Genomic DNA, 18,135 nt, shown 5'->3' with positions numbered 1-18,135 from the left:
ATCGAAACAGGTCCTGGCTCCCCCCCCAAATAAGAAGCCGAAAGGAGCACTGTCATGGCCCAACTGCCTCAGCTCCGCACCCCACTTCGCCCCTACCAGCAGCAGGCCGTCGACAACGGCGTCACCGAATTCCTCCTCGGCGCACCCCGCTGCCGCATCGACGCGCCCCCTGGCAGCGGCAAGACCTTCATCGCCCTGCACATCGTCAACCGCATGGCGCCCGCGGGCACGTCCATCGTCGTCGTGCCCACCCTGGACCTCCTGGAGCAGACCGCAGGGGAGTGGCACAAGGAAGGACGCCCCGGCCGCTACCTGGCCCTGAGCGGTGACCGGCACCTGCCCAGGAACCCGGCCCTGCGCGGCATCCTGACCGCCGTCACCGATGCAGCGACACTGGCCGCCGAGGTTTCCCAGGCCGACGGCCCGGTCAACGTCTTCGCGACCTATCACTCGCTGGGTAAGGTCGCCGATGCCCATCGGCTGTTCCACATGCCGCCCTGGGACGTACTCGTCTGCGACGAGGCCCACCGCACGGCAGGCAACCTCCACAAGCCCTGGGCCCAACTGCTGGACAGCCACCGGATCTTCGCCCACCACCGCCTCTTCACCACCGCGACCCCCCGCAACTTCCAGCCCACCCCGGGCCAAGACCTCCCCGTCGACATCGAGGTCGCTTCGATGGACGACTTCAACCTCTACGGGCCCCCCGTCTTCCGCCTCTCCCTGGCCGACGCCATCGACCGGGGGCTGCTCGCCGACTACCGCATCGTCGCCGTCGACGTTGACGACGCCGACCTGCGCACCATCCTCAACCGCAACCCCATGCTCGCCGCCGATTCCGAAGGCCTGCGTGTGGCGGCCGCTCAGGTCGCCCTGCAGCGCGCCATGCACAAACACGACCTACGACGCGTCCTGGTCTTCTGCCCCCGCATCGCCGTCGCCGAGATCTTCGCCGAAACTCTCCCGGAAACGGCCGCCCTGATGCCCAAACGGATGCAGGGCCCGCTCCAGGTCGGCACCGTCAACTGCAAGCAGAGCCGCTACGAACGGCTCAGCCAGATCAGCGCCTTCAAAGAAGCATCCCTGACGTCCAGCGACAAGAAGCCGCTGCGGGCCGTCCTGACCAACTGCATGATTTTCGCCGAAGGCGTCGATGTCCCCGCCATCGACGCCGTGCTGTTCACCAGCCCCAAGAGCAGCACCTACCAGATCGTCCAGGCCGTCGGCCGCGCCCTGCGCCCGCTGCCCGGCCAGGCCAAGGTCGCCCACATCATCGTCCCCATCTACAAGGCCCCCGGCCAAGACCTCGCCGATGCCGCCAAAGGCACCCCCTTCCACATCCTCTACCAGGTTCTGTTCGCCCTTTCGCTCTACGACGAGCACGTCTTCCACCGTGTCTTCCAACTACGCCACTCCATCAGCAACCCCCTGCACCCCGCCGCCCGCCCCGAACGCGCCGACGAACTCATCCCCCTGCTCCGGCCCTACGCTGAAGACCCTCACAACAGCGTCTGGGAAATCGGCCTCGAGTGCGCACGGCGCTATCGCGAACAACACGGCCACCTCAAGGTCCCCAGCACCTACTGCGGCCCCGACCGCTTCTACCTCGGCTGGTGGCTGGGCAACCAGCGATCCCTGCGCATGAACCACAGCCTCAAACCCGAACGCATCGAGGCCCTCGACGCACTGGACATGATCTGGGGCCACCCCCGCACCAGCATCGAGCACCGCCTGAACATCGTCCGCGATTACCACGCCCAGCACGGCCACCTCGCACCCCTCAGCAGGGAACGCTACGGCGGAATCGACATCGGCCACTGGCTCAATACCTGCCGTAAGAAAGCCCTGCGTGGACAACTGCCCTACTGCTACCAGCGCGCCCTCACCGACATCAACCCATGGTGGAACGCCGGATGGGACAAACGCGGAGAATGGAGGCGCAGCTATGCGCGCGCCCTGGCAGCCGCCCGCCGCGGCGAACTCACCTTCCCCGACCTCGCCCCCGACCAGGACGACTCACCACTGGAGTCCTGGCTCGACGAGCAACTGTGGGCCCTGCCAACCCTCAGCCATGACCAGCACAACCTCCTCGGCGCGCTGCCACTGGAGCATCCCCTCGCCCTGCTGTTACGCCCGCCCCGCAGCCAGAGCGAACGCGCCTTCGTCCACGGCCTGCGCTACGCCCACGCTTTCTGGCGAACCCATCAACACCTCAACGTTCCCTACAACCATGTCGTCTGGGACCGCGACAGGTCCTTCCGCCTGGGCGAGTGGATCTCCGACAAACGGCTGCGGCCCTACCGCCTGAGCCGCGAACAACTCGACGCACTCGAGGCTCTGGACATGCGCTGGGCCCGCACATCGGCATAGACCAGCCGAAGCCGAAGGACAGCCCCGGCGCCGGCCCTGCCGACCGGAGCGACCCGGGTGTTTCGCCGCGCCGGGCTCCGGCGGAACCACGCCCGCACCACGGCAGCGCACAGCACCTCCCAGCTCGGCGTAGATGATTTCACCGGACACCATCGGACTGATCCGCCTCACTGCACTTGCCGTCTCAAGGCTCAACTTCACCTCAGGGATGGACTGTTCATACGCGCGCTGCAGCGAGTTCGGTCCATCATGCACAGCATGAAGCCGCAGACCAGGCGCATTGTTCTCGCCGCAGCGAGCACGGCCGCAGCCATCGGGTATGTCCTGCTCCTGTGGCGCGGACCGTGGTGGATCGATGGCGCTCACCTTCGCGAGAAGAACCTCCAGCCAGCCGACGGTGTGGTCATCACCGGCTTCCGGACCATGCTTGTCGCAGTCGGCGCAGGGGCGATCGCCGGCCTCGGCCTCTACTACACCCACCGTAACCATCGGCATGCCGAGAAGCTGTACGAACACAGCCAGGAGCAGTTCACCCACCTGCGTGAGAAGGACCGTGAGCAGGCAGAGCTGACACGGGAGGGACAAGTCACCGAGCGATACGTCGAAGCGATCAAATTGCTCGGATCCGGCAATCTTCACGAACGGCTCGGCGGTATCTACAGCCTCGAACGCATCATGAACGACAGCGAGAAGGACCATCAGACGGTCATCGAGGTCCTGTCGGCATTCGTGCGTACCCCAGCACTGGACACCAACAGGCCGCACCACGGGACAAGAGACGACGCGGATGAGGACTCGGCGCAAAGACCCCGCACGTTTCTCACCCCTGACGTCACTGCCGCCTTGACAGTTCTTGGGCGCCAGCCGCCGCGGCAGGGCCAACTCGTGATAGACCTGCGCGATGCCCGCCTCACCGGAGCCACCGTCCACGACATAGACCTCCAGGACGCGGATCTGCGCGGCGCCGAACTCACGGGTGCCCGTCTGCAAGGCGTCGTCCTGACCGGTGCCTCTCTCGCATCGGCGACGTTGACCGGTGCCACGTTCGAGGAAGGCGATCTCTCCTACGCGATCGCCCCGGATGCCAACTTCACCGCAGTGAACGTCGTGGGCACAAAGTTCACGAACGCAATCCTGACGAGAGCGATTCTGGTGGGGGCGGACCTCTCCCACGTTGACTTCAGCCATGCAGAGTTGTCTTCTGCGACTCTGACGCGCGCACACCTGAGGACGGCAGTCTTGCGTCATGCAAGGCTCGAGCATGCCGATTTGAGCGGGGCGGTCCTGGAGGGAGCGGACTTGAACAGCGCTGACCTTGTCGGCGTGAAACTCCAGGCAGCAGACCTTACCGGGGCCGAACTCGGCGCAGCCGACCTGACACACGCCGACCTCGCGCACGCTGACCTCACTGCTGCCAACCTGAGGACCGCCAGAGGGCTGAGCGTCCGCCAGCTCATCAAGGCACACATCACCCGTGATACGGAGCTTCCCGAGCAGCTGGCCGACCACCCGCAGGTCAAAAAGCGGATGGATGAATGTGAGGCGCCAGGAGCCAAGCGGAGCCCGGCGTAAGAGGTCTTGGCGCTCGCCTAGGCAGCCCTGCTATCAAGCAGTTCGGCAGCTGGTACTCCAGTGCGACCGTCGACCTGGACACCGCCGAAGCCGAACGGGTGCGTCCCGACGGCACAGTGCTCCTCACCATGGACGTCGGCGGCGACACCGAGTTCAAGGCGTGAGCAGCCCCATCACCAACAGCTCCACGCCCGGCGTGCACGTCCCCCCTCGGGAAGATGATGCAACCGCACGGACCGGCGTCTGACGAAGACCGCTGAGCCCGGACCAGACAGAGCAGCACCATGAGGCGGGTTGGACGACGTCCCGTGCCTGCTGGGCGCCGCAGGGAGGTACGGGCAAGGCGGCAGAGCACCGCGGAGTCTCCCGGCGTCGATCGGCGAAAGCGGACGCAGATTACCAGCAACTCTTGGGTTTCTGAGGCGAGTTCGCGACCTCGCTGAGGCGGCTGCGCGTTTCGTGTTCCTCTGGGAGCCCGAGCGCGGCCGTGGGCCTGGACGCCATATCGGCGGACGATGCGGCACAGCCGTCTTTGGCTGGCGGCCTGCCTCTTGGCCCGACCCATGAGGAGAAGACACATGAAGTGCCCGCTGATCCGGCCCTGCACTATGCCGACGAGCGTGCTCTCCCTGTTGCTCGCGGGCGTCCCTGCAGCGCACTGCCACCGCCTGGGTGGGGGAGCGGAGGCGATCGCGTGAGGCTCCCCGTCGCTCCTGCCGAACCAGTCTCCGGCGGGCCTGTTTCTGAGGAGCGGGCTGCCGCGGCTCTCGAGGCCTTGGCCGCCAAGCATTGTCTGACGATCGAGGAACGGGACTTCACGCAGCTCGTCGGCAACATCGGCGACTGCGTTATGGCTCTCCACGACTCCCGGGACGACCGGACCATCGCGGTTGCCGTGAACCAAGATCCCAGCCTGAGGCTTCGGGCCGTCTGCCGGATCCTCGAAGAGATGGGAGTGGAGCAATGACCACCGTCACGCGCTGCCGGCTCAGCCTCGTGCACGTCCGGGTGCGCCGCGGCACGGCGTGGCCTGACAAGCCCGTCGTGCTCCACCACTCCGCAACCGGGGCCATTGTCGAGTACGACCCTGAGAGGGCCTGTCTGGAAACGGCCACGATGCTCACCCGTGTGGGCCTGCGGATGAGGGGCTACACGCTCGGCGAGATCCTCCTCGAAGACCACGATCCGCAGCTGACCGCACTGTACGGTGCCTGCTCCAGACTCCACCTGGACGTGGAACACACCACAGGCCCGCGCGTCACCGAACCGGCCGTCGTCAACCGTGAAGGCGACTGGGCTTACTTGGTGCCTCAACGATGGGACCTGGCCGACGCACTGCAGCGACTGCCTGCCGCATTTGCCGCTGCCCGGCCGGACATCGCCCGAGAACTGGAGCGACTTGAGGAGGCGAAGCGCACCACCCAGGGCACGATCGACCAGGCCATCGACCTGACGGCATCTCTCATTGTGCAGACGGGAGACGTGCAAGGCGTCTACGACGACCTGGTTCGCCTGCTCGATCGACCAGACCTTCCGGTGGGCACGGCTGCATGCCCAGACACCTGACTGGCAGGATCTCCAGGGCCGGGCCTGGCCCACGTCTGCGCAGGGCAGGCCAACTGCCCCTGGCACATCACGGCGCAGCAGTCCGCGACTGGGTGGCTGCTGGCTGGCTCTCGAGGAGCTCACCGCCAGCAGCCCGGGCCGCAGCGTCAGGACTGTGGTGTGTCGTCGGATCGGGGTCGGGAAGCCGGAGTCCACTGCGTGATGCGTTCGGGTGGCAGGCTCCAGTCGAGGACGTGGAGGCCTGTGCTGAGGACGAGGCTGGCTTCGAGGTCCAGGAGTTGGATGGGGGAGCGGTGGTGGCGCTGCAGCCAGGTGCGCCGGCGTTGCTGTTCGTCGTGGCTCAGCTCCTGCCAGTTGTCGTAGTGGATGCCGGGCGGCCCGCCTGAGTTCTCACGGACCCAGATACGCACGACTGCGGCTTCGTCTGGTGCGGCCTGCAAGGTGATCAGTGCCCAGGCGGTGTCGTAGGGCAGGGCCGGTCCGTGCCGGTGCATGAGCAGGCGGGTGCGCAGTTGCCGCCGGGGTGCCAGGAGCCATCGTCGGGTGCGGACGTTCATGTGGGTTCGCTCCTGGGTGCGGGTCGGCTCTGGAAGGCGGCTGCGGCTGCGGTGAGCTCGTCGTGGCCCAGCGCGTGCAAGGTCTGGATGAGGGCGGTCAGGAAGAGGTCGCGTTGCTGGGGTGCGTGCAGGTCGGTCAGGAGCTGGTCGGTAAACCGCCGGATGTCCCTGCGGATGCCGTCTTCCTCTGCTTCGGCGTCGTGTGGTGACGGCAGGTCCTGGAGCGCCTTTTCCAGCGCGTCGCATTCGCTGAAGCGGCCGGGGAACTGGGCGATCCACCACACCCGGCGCAGATCACGGTCGGCGAGGACGGCCTGGAGATGGGTCAGCCGGTGCAGTTCTGCCTCGTGGGCGAGGTCTTCCGCCTGGCGGCGGCGGATGTGTTCTTGGGCTAGGGCACAGTCGTGGGCTGTGGTGCCGAGATGTACGGTGCCGGTGACTTCAAGCCCCTCCATGGGGCAGCTCCAGGTGCCGATGGCCGTGTTGGCGGCGTCTTCGGCGGCTGGCAGGTTCAGTACGCAGTGCTTTCGCAGAACGGCTGCGGTCTGCTGGCGCAGATGGTTGCGCGCCACGGCGGCAGGTTCGTGATGGGCTGGGGCGCTGGCGGGCGTCCTGCGCCAGGCACCGGTGATGCGGACTGAGAACAGGGCGCCGGTGTGGGTACTGGCCATCCGCTCGCCGTGGACGGCGAGCGGATAGGCTGCGGCGGCGTCAGTCCCGACCGGGAGGGGCGGGGCGTCCGCGCGGCGCCACGGCAGCAGACTCACGCCGGCGTGAGGTCGTCGGTACTGCCGGGCCCGGGCTCGAGGGCAGGCGTGGCGGGCAGAGTAGACCTCTGTTCGGTGAGCAACTGGTCGAGCAGCTTCTTGCGCCGTGCACGCCCCAGTGGTGAGGTGTCGGGGGTGCCCACCAGGAGCTCGGCGGCACCGGCCTGGTGGAGATTGCCGCGTAGCACCGCGGCCACTACCGGCAGAACCTGCTCGTCCGACAGCTTGGCCGTGTCCAGCCAGGCGGCGAGCTGCGTATGAGCGGCCACGGTTGTCGTCGCCTCCCGCAGGGCGGCACGCCAGCCACGCACGAACAGGTCACCGGTGCGGACGTCGCCTTCGTGATCAGCGGGTTCCTGCTGCGTGTGCAGCGGGAGGAGATTCTCAGTGCTGATGTCGGTCAGGGCCAAGAATGTGGTCGCTCCGGCCCCGGCCGTGGTGTTGTTGGCGGATTCGGCCCAGCTGACGATCTCCGACAGGATCAGCAGGCGCTGTTCGGGTGCGTCCACCAGGGCCTGCACCGCGTCTGCGACTGCCTTGCGGGCCAGGCCGTCGGCCCGTGAGGCCAGCACCCGCAGCCGGGTCAGAGCGATCCGGGGATACTCGCGGCCGAGCCGGCCGGCACAGATCTCCGCGACGGCTGTGAGCGTTTCCTCGCTGGAGGTCTTTGCCTGCGCCCATGAGTAGAGCAGCTTGCGGGTCCCTACCCCGGTGTCCGGGTGAAGCGCCATTTTCTCCAGCACCTCCACGGCCAGTTGCCGGTGTGCGGTGCCGCCGGTGTCGATCCAGTTGCTCACCACCCCCTGGACGGTCGACCCTCCGGGCAGCAGGGACAGCCGCACCAGGCAGTCGGCGATGCGCCGCAGGTGCCGCACGGCGGCACCGTGCGGTGCGCTGATCTGCGAGGCCCACGTCAACAGGACACTGCGCAGTTGAGGGCGCTCCTGCCAGACATGCCTCAGGACCGCTTCGGACAGGCCGTGTCGGTCGGCATCCAGCGAGATGCGCTCGTCGTCGACGGTGGAGGCTTTGACGGAGTCCAGCCGAAGCCGCAGATCGCGGCCGGCCAGCGCGCCGCCCGCCGGCAGCACGCCGCCGACCTCTGTAAAGAGCCGGTCAGCGGCCTCCAGTACGACGTCGGCGGGAACGTTTTCCAGCAGGGCAGCTGCGATCAGCAGCGCGCGTTCGGAGATGTCCTCAGGGGTGCTGTGCTGCTTGAACCACTGCGTCAGGTGGTCGCTCCAGCCGGTGAACTCCTCCCGGACCGCCCCCTGGCCGCCATCGTCGGCGGCCGCGACGAGCCGGGCGAGACGAGCGGCATCGGCTGGCGAAGCACCGTTGGCCAGCAGCGTGTTCAGCTCCGGACGCGTCAGCCAGTCCACCCGGTCCTCGGCGTGACGGCGCAGGTGGGCCTGGGCAATCTGCACCGCCGGTGGACGGACCAGGGTGACCACGGGCACCGTGGCCATGGGCCCGGGGTTCCAGTTACCGATACCAGCAAGAATGATCAAGAATGCTTCGGTCTCTTCAGCCGCCTTCTGGTAATCGGCGAGCCCGGTGTAGAAGTCCTCGTCCAGTTCCTGGCTGCGGGTCAGATCCAGGATGAAGCCGTGCCCTTTGGTGGTGGGGATCTGCTCGGTGCGGGGCTGGTCCCAGTCCAACGACAGCCAGCGGATCCGCTCGGCCGGTACCCCCGCACCGCGCAGCACATGCAGGGCAGTCGTGCGTCGTCCGACACCGGCCTCGCCCCGCAGTACGACCACTGGACTGCGCCGGAAAGGGCGGGTCAGGGCACTGATGGTCTGCGCCGCCTGTTTGTTGCCGCTGGGGCCGACGACATCGACGAAGGCATGTTCGGCCAACTCCATCTCGGCCGCATCCACGCGGGAACCGCGCAGGTACTGCCAGCCCCGCACATAGCGGTGATGGTGCTCGGTGTAGTCGCGGCCGACCTGTGTCACGCGCGCGTGACCGCTGGCTTCGGCGCTCTGCAAGTGTCCCGTCGCGGGCTCTTCCGCGGCGCTCATGACTGCTGCTCCGGGCCGGTGTTGTAGTCGCGGCCGACCTGGATCAGCCGGGACTTGCCGGTGGCCTTGCCGCGCTGGCGCACAGGCGCCGTTGCCCCGTCCTTGACGGCTGCGGCGCCGGTGCCGCCCGGTGGCGTGCCGGGCCCTTCCTCGCCAGTGGGGAGCGTCTGGCCGGGGCCGGGGCCGGGGCCGGTGTCGAGGTAGGGGTCGAGGACGGACGGAGGGAGCCCGGGAACGTGGAGCCAGCACGTCTCCTCGAATCCGTCCTTGCCCTCGACACGGGCCGTCGCCTGGCGAAGATGGCGTGATGTGAGCGTCTTGGTGCGCTCCGCGCGGACCGTGCGCCGGAACAACGGGTCGGAGACCACCGCGGCGAGATACAGCCCGTTGTCGACGGCAGCGGTCATGGCAGCGCGGACGGCGTCACTCTCGACGAGCCTGCAGGCGTCGTTGGCGGCGTCCCCGCGGTGTTCAGGCGGAGCGAGCGGGCCGACATGGATGCTGGCGCGCAGCCGGATGGTGGGTGAGCTGGCCAGCCGCGTCTGCTCGCGGCGCTCCAGCGCCAGCCTGAGGTGGCCGAGCAGAGGATCGACCAGCCGGGCCGCGTGCCGGGCGGGAAGGACGAAGATGGCCCCGTCGCCACGGTCTTTGACTGCACTGTCGAGCAGTGCGGCATCGCTGATCCCGCACTGGACGAAGACCGTGGACAGGATGTCGTCGAGGTCGGCCCGGGTGGGAGCCATCTTCGCCTCGGGGATCTGGCTGTAGTTCTTCATATCGACCACCAGCAACGCATGCTCCGGCGGAACATCGTCGGCGTCGGGCACAAAGACAGAATTCACGGCACGGCCCTTTCCGGCTCACGACAGCGGGTTGAGCCCTCATGCTGGCTGCGCCCCCTCGGCGGTGGTGCCCAGCAGTGGGCAGCCCACCGGTGCCGTCGGTCACCCCTGGGTCAGGGCGTGCGAACGAATGGAGGCGATGTCCCGCACAACCAGCCCGCCGGCAGCCTCCGTCGCAAGCCACCCCTGCTCGCGCCAGGGCCGCAGAGCCGTCCCCACGGCGTTGCGGGAAGCGCCGATCATCTGCGACAACTCCGTCTGCGTCAGCCGCACGATGTAGCCACTGCCTGCGGCGGAGGCGGCCTGCAGCAGCCGGCTCAGCGCGGACGCCAGGCGCACCGCCACCGGCGCGGTGGCCATCTCCAGGCGTACCGTCTCCGCCTCCCGCACGCGGGTGATGGCATGCCTGAGCAAAACGGTCACCAGGTCGTGTTCCTCTACGAAAGCAAGAAAGTCCGGGGCCGGGATGATGTGCACACAGCAGGTTTCTGCAGCGATCACTGATGCGCTGCGCGGCTGGGCGTCCAGCACCGCCAACTCGCCCAGCAGTTCCCCCGCTCCGCGTACAGCCAGCAGCGTCCGTTCCCCGGCCGTGCCCGTCAGGGTGATGAGAGTGGAACCAGAGTCCAGCAGGATCACATGCGTCCCCGGATCCCCCTGACGCAGCAGCACACTGCGTGCCGGCCGCACTCTCTTCGGTGCCAGATCACGCAGTGCAGACCATAAATGCTCGCCCATCACGGTGATATGCGGCTGATACACAGTCCCCCCCCAAGCGTCCCGTTCCCCTCCGGATGGTCTCAACGTGACATGTAGGTGATCAACAGCCCAATTCCGGCCACCAGTAGCGCAATCGACACCAAATCCGCGGCGAGACGCACGGCCCTGAACTTCCGCCGCGCCAACACAGCAATCACCGCCAGCCGACGCTCCTCCATGCGCCGTTGGCCCTCGCAGTCCAATCCGGCCAGCGACGCCACCAACTGCCCTGCGTCCGCGCCGCGTCCCGCTGCCAGCAGCCCATGTTGTGCACCACGACGAGGCAGCATCGGACGAAGAGCCCGCAACGCTGCCCCCAAAGCTGCGGTCAGCAGCAATGACGCCACCAACAGCGCCAGACCGAGAAAGGGCGAAGCATCAAGAACAGACAACGCCGACACGCCGGCCGCCCAAAGCCCTCCGGCAGCCCCACACAGCGCAGCCGCCTTCGTATCCGCCCGCTGCAACTCCACCGTGATGTCCGCGCTCATGGCTCGCAGCCGCACAACCTGCTGAGCGTTGACTTCCGTCACATCGCTGGCCCCGCTCTCCATGCGAGCTCCTCTTCCTAGCGTCGCAGCCGAATCTGTCCCCTCGTACCGGTGCCTCGACTGTCCTCCGCCTCAGCGCCAGGCGCTGCCCACCAACGGGCAACGTCCAGGCGCCGTAGATCACTTCCAACACCCAGCCAGCTCACGGCCCAGCATGCGCTGCAGACGCTCCGCCGAGGTAGAGAAGGGAACGGTATGGCGGAGCCTGCTCCCACGCGGCGGCTTCAGCTGCACCTCACTCACTCCGGTGACTGCAATGGCCACCTGTGCGGACCCAGAGTGGACTCTCCGGATCCATCGGCGTTGTGATGCCGAGGCCGCGGGCATGCTGCTCGGGAGGTGGCGCACCTTCCCACGCCAATGCTCACCGCGCTCTGGTCTCGCGGCGCCAACGCGGAACGGTCAGACCTGGACGGCAAAGCGCCTGCGATCAGGCATGGAGAGAGGGTTTCGCTGAGTGACGGATGCTGGGCGCCTCCTTCTCAACCATGCACTTTTAATGTGTGTTTGACGTGTGATCCGATGTGCGTTCTGTGTAGTGTGGTGGTGGAGGTGACTCTCGTGTCCAATGAGCAGAACGGGCTCTTCGCATCGGTCGACGCCCTGCTGGAACAGGCAGCGGCACCGGATGCCCTGCCGGCCCCCGCCGAACGCAAGCGGCTGCGCGAGGCTGCGGGCCTGAGCCAGGACCAGGTCGCGAAGGCGCTGAACGTGCGACGCGAGACGGTGACCGGCTGGGAAGCGGGCCGCACCGACCCGCGCCCTCCCACGCGGGCCGCCTACATCCGCCTCCTCGACGGACTCGCTGACCGCTTCCCCGTTTCCCAGCCGCCTCCTGGCTTGGCGTCAGGTACTGGTACCGGCCCGACCGTCATCTCACAGCCGGAAACACCCACGTCGGCCGTCCTGCCCGCGGCAAGCCCGGCTGCCCCCGCCCAGCCGCTCACGGCGTACCCACCGGTGGCCAGGAAGACGGCGGCCGTGCCCGCAGCCGAGGCACGCTTCGTCCATGGCCCGCTCGCCGTCGTGGACGGCGACGCAGCGGCATACTGCGCGGACGGCCAGGTGCTCGCATGCCCGCTCACCGAACTCCCGGCACTGATCAACTGGGCGCTGGGCGAGGCGAAACTGGGCGCTGCGCGTCTGCACCGCTCGGGCAAGGACGCCGACCCGCTGATCGTGCTGACCGTCTCCGCCGTCCAGCGCCTCGGCCTGCCGGCCGTACTGGAGGACCGGCGCGGCCTGCGCCTGCCCGACGACCATCCCGTGCTCAATCAACTCGCCAAAGCGCAGTGGAAGTTGACGAAGCGAGGCTTCGGTCCATGGGCGCGGGTCTACCGCACGGCCGATAGCACACGCCGCCAGTGCGTGCAGTTCGCTGTCGTCCCCTGGGGCGCGCTCGACACCCGCTCCTGGGGGAGTGCGCACCAGCTGCAGCCGGCCGAACTCGCCCGTCTGCTCGGTACGTACGCCACCCGCGTACTCACCCCGTGCGGCTCCACTGCCGTCACCGGCCTGGAATTGATGACCGCGCTGCGCCCGCCGACCCGCGCGGTCAAGGACCCCGCCACCGGTAACTGGGTGTCCGGGGCGATGCCCGGCTCGCTGAGCGAAGCGGTCGAGTGCGCACCGCCCGAGGCCCCCGACGGACACCCGGCCGTCGCCGCCCTGTATCCCCGCTTCCACCAGCGCACCCCCGACCAGGTGCTGGACGAAGAGGCCTACCAGTGGGCCCGGCCACTGACGGACGAGGAATGCATGAAGCCCTACGTGGTCGGCATCGACGTCAACATGGCCTTCGCCGCGGCCGCCAACCGGCTGACCGTCGGCTTGTCCGCCCCCGTCCACGTCCACCGCCCGGTCTTCGACGCGAAAATGCCCGGCTCCTGGCTGGCCGACCTCTCTCACATCACCTTCGACGAACGCCTGCCCAGCCCATTCACCCCCCACGGCGAACGCCCCACAGGCCCGGCCTGGTACGCCACCCCGACCCTCGCCTACGCGGCAGAACTCGGCCACCAGATCACTCCTTTGGAGGCGTACCTGCGCTACGAGCACGGCCCCTACCTCGACGCCTGGTACACCCGGCTGCGGGACGCCTACATCACCACGATGGCCGACCTCGGCATCACCCCGGGCATGCCCGAGGAACAGTTCCTGGCCGCGATGACCGGCCACCAGCACACCGACCCCGTCCTTGCCGCCGTGCTCAGCGCCATCAAGGCCACCGTCAAAGGCGGCCTCGGCAAACTGCGCGAGCGGGCCCGCAGCGGCGGCTGGCGGCCGGGCGAGCCCTGGCCCGCCCTCGCCCGCCCGACCTGGCGCCCCGACATCCGCGCCGCGGTCATCGCCAACGCCCGCGTCAACATGCACCGCAAGATGCTCAAGCTTGCCCACCACGCCGACCTGTACCCGGTCGCGATCCTCTCCGACTGCGCCGTGTACGCCTCCGACGGCCCAAGCCCGCTCGACTTCCTGCCCTACCAGGACGGCAAGCCCCTGCCCGGCGGCTTCCGGCTCGGCGTCTCACCCGGAATGGTCAAACACGAGGGCACCCAGAGTGTGCTGTGGGCCGAAGGCCTGCTGGAAGAACATGGTCCGGACGTGAACATCGCCCGGCACATCAAATCCGGCATCGTCTCCGGCCAGGACGAAGGGGAGTAGGCACCGATGGGCATCATCGCCGACAGCCTCGACCAGGCCGACGCCGCACACTTCACCCGCCCCATCCCGAAGTCGGCCCAGAAACAGATGCAGTTCCTGGTCAAGCAGACCAAGGGCACCAAAGCCGCAGCCCACTTGCTGGGCATCACCCAGCGCACCGTCGAGCGCTACCTCGCAGGGCAGCTCAAGCAACCCCGCCGCCACCTCGCGGACCGGCTCGCGGGCGAGGTCCGTAAGCGATGGCAGCCCCGTGTACGCGACCGGGCCAAAAAGCAGGCCGTCACCACCGGCGGCATCATCATCGACACTCGGGCACGCTTCGGATTCGCCGCCGCCCCGGGCACCACCGACGACCCACGGCAGCGGTCCATCACCCAAGGCTTGCCCCCGGCCTACGCCGCACGGCTCTTCGACGCCCACACTGCTGGAGCCACCGAGCAGCAGCTCCAGGGCATCGTCGCCGAGGGACTCCAGGAGATCTACTTCAAAGACCGCGGACGGCGCGCCCACGGCCTGCTGGTGGACTTCACCGATATCGACTACCTCGACGTCGACTACTGACCGAAGGACGCCGCCAAGGACCCGACCAGACCCTCGAGTACCGAAGGTTTTGGGCTCCGGCTCATGCTGACGTCCTCGGGGAATTTCCAGTGCTCGACCTGGCGGCAGGCCAGCTGCGCCGTGTTGCGGCAGCGCGACCTGCGCTCGCGGCCTCGGGACGACGACCCACTCGATAGCGTCATTCCGCAGGGTCGCAGCCGTGGCCCTGGTCATGACCGGATCGGCGATGGCTGCATCAAGGAGTTGGGGTGAAGTGCTCCGGAGACGCATCGGTGTTTTCCGGCTCGGCGTCTATACCGCGCTGCACGTGGTGGGGTGCGTGTTGATCCAGGAGAGGCCGCCGAGGTCGAGTTGGCGGCGGGCGCGGGTGACAGCGACATAGGCGAGGCGGGCATCGGTGTCGCTGACTGGCTCCGGGATGGGGCGCCCCTGGGCATCGTGCTGGTCTGTGTCCTTGGGCGGGGGGAAGTCGTTGCCGATTTGAACAGTGGGCCATTCTCGGCCCTTTGCGGTGTGGGCGGTGGAAACGGTCACGTCGGCGTGCTCCTCGTCGGTGAGCTGGTCGACTGCGGCGAGGATGGCGTCGGGTCCGTGGGTGTCGACGAGGTCGACGAAGGGCTGGACGTCGCGTCCGGCGGGGTCGTACGCGGCGTAGTCCTGTAGTTCGCCCCATGAGGTGAAGAGGACGAGTTCGGGGTGGGAGGTGCGGCGGCCGTCTTTGAGGTCGCGGGCGGCGAGGGCGAGTGCGGCCAGCTGTTGCCTTCCCCGGGTGAGGGCGACGCGGTGGCCGGTGGTGAGCAGGCTCATGACTTCGGCCATGGCGCCGATGTTGGTGCGGCACAGCACCGCGTCCGGGCGGTTGAGGACGCCGACATCGGTGGCGATGGCTTCGGTACCGGTCAGGCGGATGGGGGCGTCGGCGAGGGTGAGCCACCGGTTGGCCTCATCGGCGATCAGGGGGCCGAAGCGGAAGGATTGGGTCAGGGTGAGGGGGGTGGCGTCGAAGCCGCTCATCACGTCCCGGGCGCCGCGCCAGCCGTAGATGGCCTGGGCGGAGTCACCGACCATGACGAGCTGGGCATGGCCGCGCTGGGCGGCGAAAACCTCCTCCAGGACCGGGTTGGTGTCCTGGGCCTCGTCGAGGAAAAGGAAATCGGCCTCGAGTCTCGGTCCGGTGAGGGCCCACATTTTCAGGTAGTGGTCGTGTTCGAAGCGGACCACGCCCCGCTCGGGGTTGTGCAGGTCGGCCCAGGCTTTGAGCGCGAACGGCATGACCTGGCTGACGAGTTGGGCGTGGTGGTCGGCTGTGTCCAGGCCGCGCATGTGTGGCACGTGGTGGTGGGCCAGGGTGCTGTCGGCGGAGTAGCAGTAGCGGGTCACGGTGCGCAGCACGGTGTGGGAGAGCGCCCTGGGGCCGATCTCGTGATCGCCGATGCGTAGAGGGCGGGTGATGCCGAGCGCCTGGCCGGTCTTCCATGCGGGCTGGCGGGGGCTGTTGAGCCGGTTCGTGTAGCGGTGACCGAGCGCGGCGTAGGCCGTGGCGTGGGCGGTCTTGCACAGCACCGTGCGGGGGAAGCGGGTGGCGGCATCCCGTGCGATGTCCTTGTTGAAGGCGAGGTAGCGGCCGCGGCGCCCGGTGCTGGATGCGAGCAGGCCGAGCGTGCTGGTCTTCCCCGTTCCGGCGCCGGCTTGCAGGACGAGATGGTGGCCGGCCCGGAAGGCGTCGGCGGCGTGGGCCTGTTCGTCGGTGGGCGTGTGCAACAAGGGCTCCGCGAAAGGAAGAAGGGGACGGGACGAGTGGCGTGTGTCTGGCGAGGCCAGCCGTGGGAGGACTACGGCGCCGCCGGTGGGCGGCGCCGGTCCAGCAGGCTGCCAGCGCAGGCCAGGATGTCTTCGGGCGGGTGATGGACGAGCAGGTCCTCGAGCCGGGCTTCCAGCAGCCGCCTTCGGCGCTGTTCGTGTTCGGCGAGGGTGTCGGTCACACACCGGCCGAGGAAATCCTGTGGGCGCTGCCCGCGGTCCGCGGCGGCCTGTCGGATGGCGGCCGCCGCGGTGTGCTTGAGGTCGACGTTGAGCAGGACATGGCCGTGGCGGTTGGGGTAGTGGGTGGTCAGGACGTCGATGGGCAGCAGGGAGCCCAGCCGCCGGCGCAGCATGTGCAGAGCGCCGCCCGGGCTGTGCGCGCGCTGGAGAGCCATCAGCCGGGTGCAGTCGGCGTTCGCCGCCAACGGCACGATGCGGCAGCTGTGCCGGAGTTCGCTGCTGGTGACGGGCCGGGTCAGGATGATCTCCATGGCGTGGTGCCGGTTCACGACTGAACCGCCTTTCGCATCCGGCCTGCACGCCGGGTGTGCCGGGCGGGGGCAGGCAGGCGGTTGTGGATGTGCTCGTGGTGGCGCAACGGGTCAAAGGGCTCCCAGTCGGCCATCACCAGGTCGGCGGCCCCCGGGACGGCGGCGTGCTGCGGGCAGCGCTGGGCACGCCAGCGCAGCTGCGCCGCATAGGGCAGGGCGCTCAGGTCGTACACGGCCATGACATCGGCGGGCAGCGCCAGTTGGCCGCTGGCTGCGGTGGCCGGGACCAGCCTCCAGACGCCGGACGGGGCGGCGGGGGTGAGCAGCGGGCTGGTGCAGCGGCGTCGGCGCCTCGTCTGGGCCACGCACTGGATCTCGTCCACGGGGCGGGCAGCGAGATAGCGGACGTACAGCAACTGCACGATCGGCCGGCCCGGGCGGCACAGTGCTGGCGTCGGGCTGTCCAACGGCGCCGGGGACGGGGTGAAAGCACCGGTGTCGATCAGGCGGCGGGTGTTGACGGCCAGTGTCCGGCGCAGGCCGGTCAGTGTGGGTGGCGTGGAGGACGCGTCGCTGGCGGGGCACACGACGGTGTGCGGCAGCCGACACCAGCCGCTGCCGTCGCCCGCGGGGTGGGCGATGCCGGCACTGACGTGCCAGCGGCAGACGGCGGGCACCCGCGCTGAGGGCAGTTCGTACGGATGGAGGCGGACGGGCTGCTGTGTGCTGCGGTGGTACCACTCGATGCGGTTGCCGCACTCGCGGCAGCGGCCACTCTGACCGCAGCGCAGCAGTCGGCTGCTGCTGTCGGACGCCACGCGCAAGGAGCGGCGCGGGGAAGCGGCCGCGAGCCGGACCGGGGGAGAGGGGGTAGAGCGCATGTGGGCGAACCTGCCAGCCAACGCGCCGCGTGCGCGGCACCCGTGCCGCCGTATCACCCGGTAAGCCGCATGCAAGGTGACTGGTGTGCGAATCTCCGGCCGCACGTTCGATGGGGTGTTGTCGTTCGGGTGATCCGTGTCTGTTGCCTGGCGGGGCGTCAGTCGGATGGCGGGCCGGGCACCTCGTGCCCGCGGCACAGGGTGCTGAAGAGGTCGTCCAGGGGGGTGTTCAGAGCGTGGGCGAGGGCGTGCCAGGTCTTCAGCGTGCCGATGGTGCGGCCCTGCTCGATCTCGATGACGGTGCGCCTGGCCAGCCCGCTGCGGGCGGCGAGCTCGTCGTAGCTCCACCCGCGCACGGCCCGCAGACGCGCGAGCTCCAAGCGCAGCGCATCGAGGTCCGGATCGGGCGGCAAGATCGTCACCCGTCCATCCGACGGTGCAGACCCCTGCCCTGTCAGTGCAGACCTCTGCCCTATTTCCCCAGGTGGCACTGCCCGCGACAGGGCAGAGGTCTGCACTACGGTGGGCCGCCGCCCCACAGCCGAAGACGGGACCGGCGCGCAAGCGACAGGAGGAACACGCGCCTATGAGGCTGCGCACACCATGCTCAGCGATGCCACGCGCCTGGACCGTGGAACTGCGCTCGCACACCAGCGGGCTCCTTCTGGTCTGCCAGCAATGCCCGCAGGAGGGCGGCCAGGTCGCCGCGGTCTCCGCCCGCTCG

Annotated in this window: 16 protein-coding genes; 6 read left to right on the top strand and 10 right to left on the bottom strand. The window is 68.6% G+C overall.

What is annotated here, in order from left to right:
* Nucleotides 1–54 precede the first annotated feature (54 nt).
* The 4 genes from AC5P09_RS37390 (at nucleotide 55) to AC5P09_RS37375 (ending at nucleotide 5,508) form a co-directional block, all read left to right on the top strand.
* Nucleotides 55–2,370 (top strand): helicase associated domain-containing protein, encoded by a 2,316-nt coding sequence (locus tag AC5P09_RS37390; RefSeq protein WP_493878155.1) that lies wholly within the window; start codon nucleotides 55–57, stop codon nucleotides 2,368–2,370.
* A 258-nt stretch (nucleotides 2,371–2,628) separates the two neighbouring features.
* The gene (locus AC5P09_RS37385; protein ID WP_493878154.1) at nucleotides 2,629–3,942 is read left to right on the top strand and encodes a pentapeptide repeat-containing protein; all 1,314 of its coding nucleotides are present in this window, start codon (nucleotides 2,629–2,631) and stop codon (nucleotides 3,940–3,942) included.
* 694 nt (nucleotides 3,943–4,636) lie between these two features.
* Complete coding sequence (locus AC5P09_RS37380) at nucleotides 4,637–4,909, top strand: hypothetical protein (protein WP_493878153.1); 273 nt, start codon at nucleotides 4,637–4,639, stop codon at nucleotides 4,907–4,909.
* On the top strand, nucleotides 4,906–5,508 hold the full coding sequence (locus tag AC5P09_RS37375) for a hypothetical protein (protein ID WP_493878152.1): 603 nt from the start codon (nucleotides 4,906–4,908) through the stop codon (nucleotides 5,506–5,508). Before AC5P09_RS37380 ends, AC5P09_RS37375 begins: the two co-directional genes overlap by 4 nt.
* Before the next feature lie 146 nt (nucleotides 5,509–5,654).
* Here the strand turns inward: AC5P09_RS37375 and AC5P09_RS37370 are convergent, their stop codons facing one another.
* From AC5P09_RS37370 to AC5P09_RS37345, 6 genes are all read right to left on the bottom strand, one after another.
* Nucleotides 5,655–6,065, bottom strand: coding sequence for a hypothetical protein (locus tag AC5P09_RS37370; protein ID WP_493878151.1), 411 nt, complete (start codon nucleotides 6,063–6,065; stop codon nucleotides 5,655–5,657).
* Nucleotides 6,062–6,832, bottom strand: a complete 771-nt coding sequence (locus AC5P09_RS37365) for a hypothetical protein (protein WP_493878150.1) — start codon at nucleotides 6,830–6,832, stop codon at nucleotides 6,062–6,064. The genes AC5P09_RS37370 and AC5P09_RS37365 overlap by 4 nt, the downstream gene beginning before the upstream one ends.
* Complete coding sequence (locus AC5P09_RS37360) at nucleotides 6,829–8,859, bottom strand: hypothetical protein (RefSeq protein ID WP_493878149.1); 2,031 nt, start codon at nucleotides 8,857–8,859, stop codon at nucleotides 6,829–6,831. Before AC5P09_RS37360 ends, AC5P09_RS37365 begins: the two co-directional genes overlap by 4 nt.
* Nucleotides 8,856–9,701, bottom strand: coding sequence for a hypothetical protein (locus tag AC5P09_RS37355; protein ID WP_493878148.1), 846 nt, complete (start codon nucleotides 9,699–9,701; stop codon nucleotides 8,856–8,858). The genes AC5P09_RS37360 and AC5P09_RS37355 overlap by 4 nt, the downstream gene beginning before the upstream one ends.
* 102 nt (nucleotides 9,702–9,803) lie before the next feature.
* Nucleotides 9,804–10,463 (bottom strand): Crp/Fnr family transcriptional regulator, encoded by a 660-nt coding sequence (locus AC5P09_RS37350; RefSeq protein WP_493878147.1) that lies wholly within the window; start codon nucleotides 10,461–10,463, stop codon nucleotides 9,804–9,806.
* Nucleotides 10,464–10,501: 38 nt separating this feature from the next.
* Entirely contained in the window at nucleotides 10,502–11,014 is a 513-nt protein-coding gene (locus AC5P09_RS37345) for a Pycsar system effector family protein (protein ID WP_493878146.1), read from the bottom strand.
* A 558-nt stretch (nucleotides 11,015–11,572) separates the two neighbouring features.
* On the opposite strand from AC5P09_RS37345, the gene tap reads away from it, so the two are divergent.
* Nucleotides 11,573–13,675: a telomere-associated protein Tap gene (tap, locus tag AC5P09_RS37340; protein ID WP_493878145.1), complete on the top strand. Its 2,103-nt coding sequence runs from the start codon at nucleotides 11,573–11,575 to the stop codon at nucleotides 13,673–13,675.
* 6 nt (nucleotides 13,676–13,681) lie between these two features.
* Nucleotides 13,682–14,236 carry a telomere-protecting terminal protein Tpg gene (tpg, locus tag AC5P09_RS37335; protein WP_493878144.1) on the top strand — a complete coding sequence of 185 codons (555 nt, stop codon included), beginning with the start codon at nucleotides 13,682–13,684 and terminating at the stop codon, nucleotides 14,234–14,236.
* Nucleotides 14,237–14,527: 291 nt separating this feature from the next.
* Here tpg and AC5P09_RS37330 read toward each other — a convergent pair whose 3' ends face one another.
* From AC5P09_RS37330 to AC5P09_RS37315, 4 genes are all read right to left on the bottom strand, one after another.
* A complete protein-coding gene (locus tag AC5P09_RS37330) occupies nucleotides 14,528–15,997 on the bottom strand; it encodes a UvrD-helicase domain-containing protein (protein WP_493878143.1) in 1,470 nt (489 codons plus the stop codon).
* 71 nt (nucleotides 15,998–16,068) lie between these two features.
* Nucleotides 16,069–16,548, bottom strand: coding sequence for a hypothetical protein (locus AC5P09_RS37325; RefSeq protein ID WP_493878142.1), 480 nt, complete (start codon nucleotides 16,546–16,548; stop codon nucleotides 16,069–16,071).
* On the bottom strand, nucleotides 16,545–17,411 hold the full coding sequence (locus AC5P09_RS37320) for a DUF6083 domain-containing protein (protein WP_493878141.1): 867 nt from the start codon (nucleotides 17,409–17,411) through the stop codon (nucleotides 16,545–16,547). The genes AC5P09_RS37325 and AC5P09_RS37320 overlap by 4 nt, the downstream gene beginning before the upstream one ends.
* A gap of 158 nt (nucleotides 17,412–17,569) precedes the next feature.
* Complete coding sequence (locus tag AC5P09_RS37315; RefSeq protein WP_493878140.1) at nucleotides 17,570–17,833, bottom strand: helix-turn-helix transcriptional regulator; 264 nt, start codon at nucleotides 17,831–17,833, stop codon at nucleotides 17,570–17,572.
* Nucleotides 17,834–18,135: the final 302 nt, after the last annotated feature.

It is taken from the genome of Streptomyces sp. a15, from assembly GCF_059026085.1.
This window is presented reverse-complemented; position numbering and strand designations above follow the sequence as displayed.

What these genes read in the sequence shown, in the direction of transcription:
- AC5P09_RS37390 (WP_493878155.1), top strand. Translation starts at nt 55, where the DNA reads ATGGCCCAACTGCCTCAGCTCCGCACCCCACTTCGCCCCTACCAGCAG.
- AC5P09_RS37385 (WP_493878154.1), top strand. Translation starts at nt 2,629, where the DNA reads ATGAAGCCGCAGACCAGGCGCATTGTTCTCGCCGCAGCGAGCACGGCC.
- AC5P09_RS37375 (WP_493878152.1), top strand. Translation starts at nt 4,906, where the DNA reads ATGACCACCGTCACGCGCTGCCGGCTCAGCCTCGTGCACGTCCGGGTG.
- AC5P09_RS37370 (WP_493878151.1), bottom strand. Translation starts at nt 6,065, where the DNA reads ATGAACGTCCGCACCCGACGATGGCTCCTGGCACCCCGGCGGCAACTG.
- AC5P09_RS37360 (WP_493878149.1), bottom strand. Translation starts at nt 8,859, where the DNA reads ATGAGCGCCGCGGAAGAGCCCGCGACGGGACACTTGCAGAGCGCCGAA.
- AC5P09_RS37345 (WP_493878146.1), bottom strand. Translation starts at nt 11,014, where the DNA reads ATGGAGAGCGGGGCCAGCGATGTGACGGAAGTCAACGCTCAGCAGGTT.
- tpg (WP_493878144.1), top strand. Translation starts at nt 13,682, where the DNA reads ATGGGCATCATCGCCGACAGCCTCGACCAGGCCGACGCCGCACACTTC.
- AC5P09_RS37320 (WP_493878141.1), bottom strand. Translation starts at nt 17,411, where the DNA reads ATGCGCTCTACCCCCTCTCCCCCGGTCCGGCTCGCGGCCGCTTCCCCG.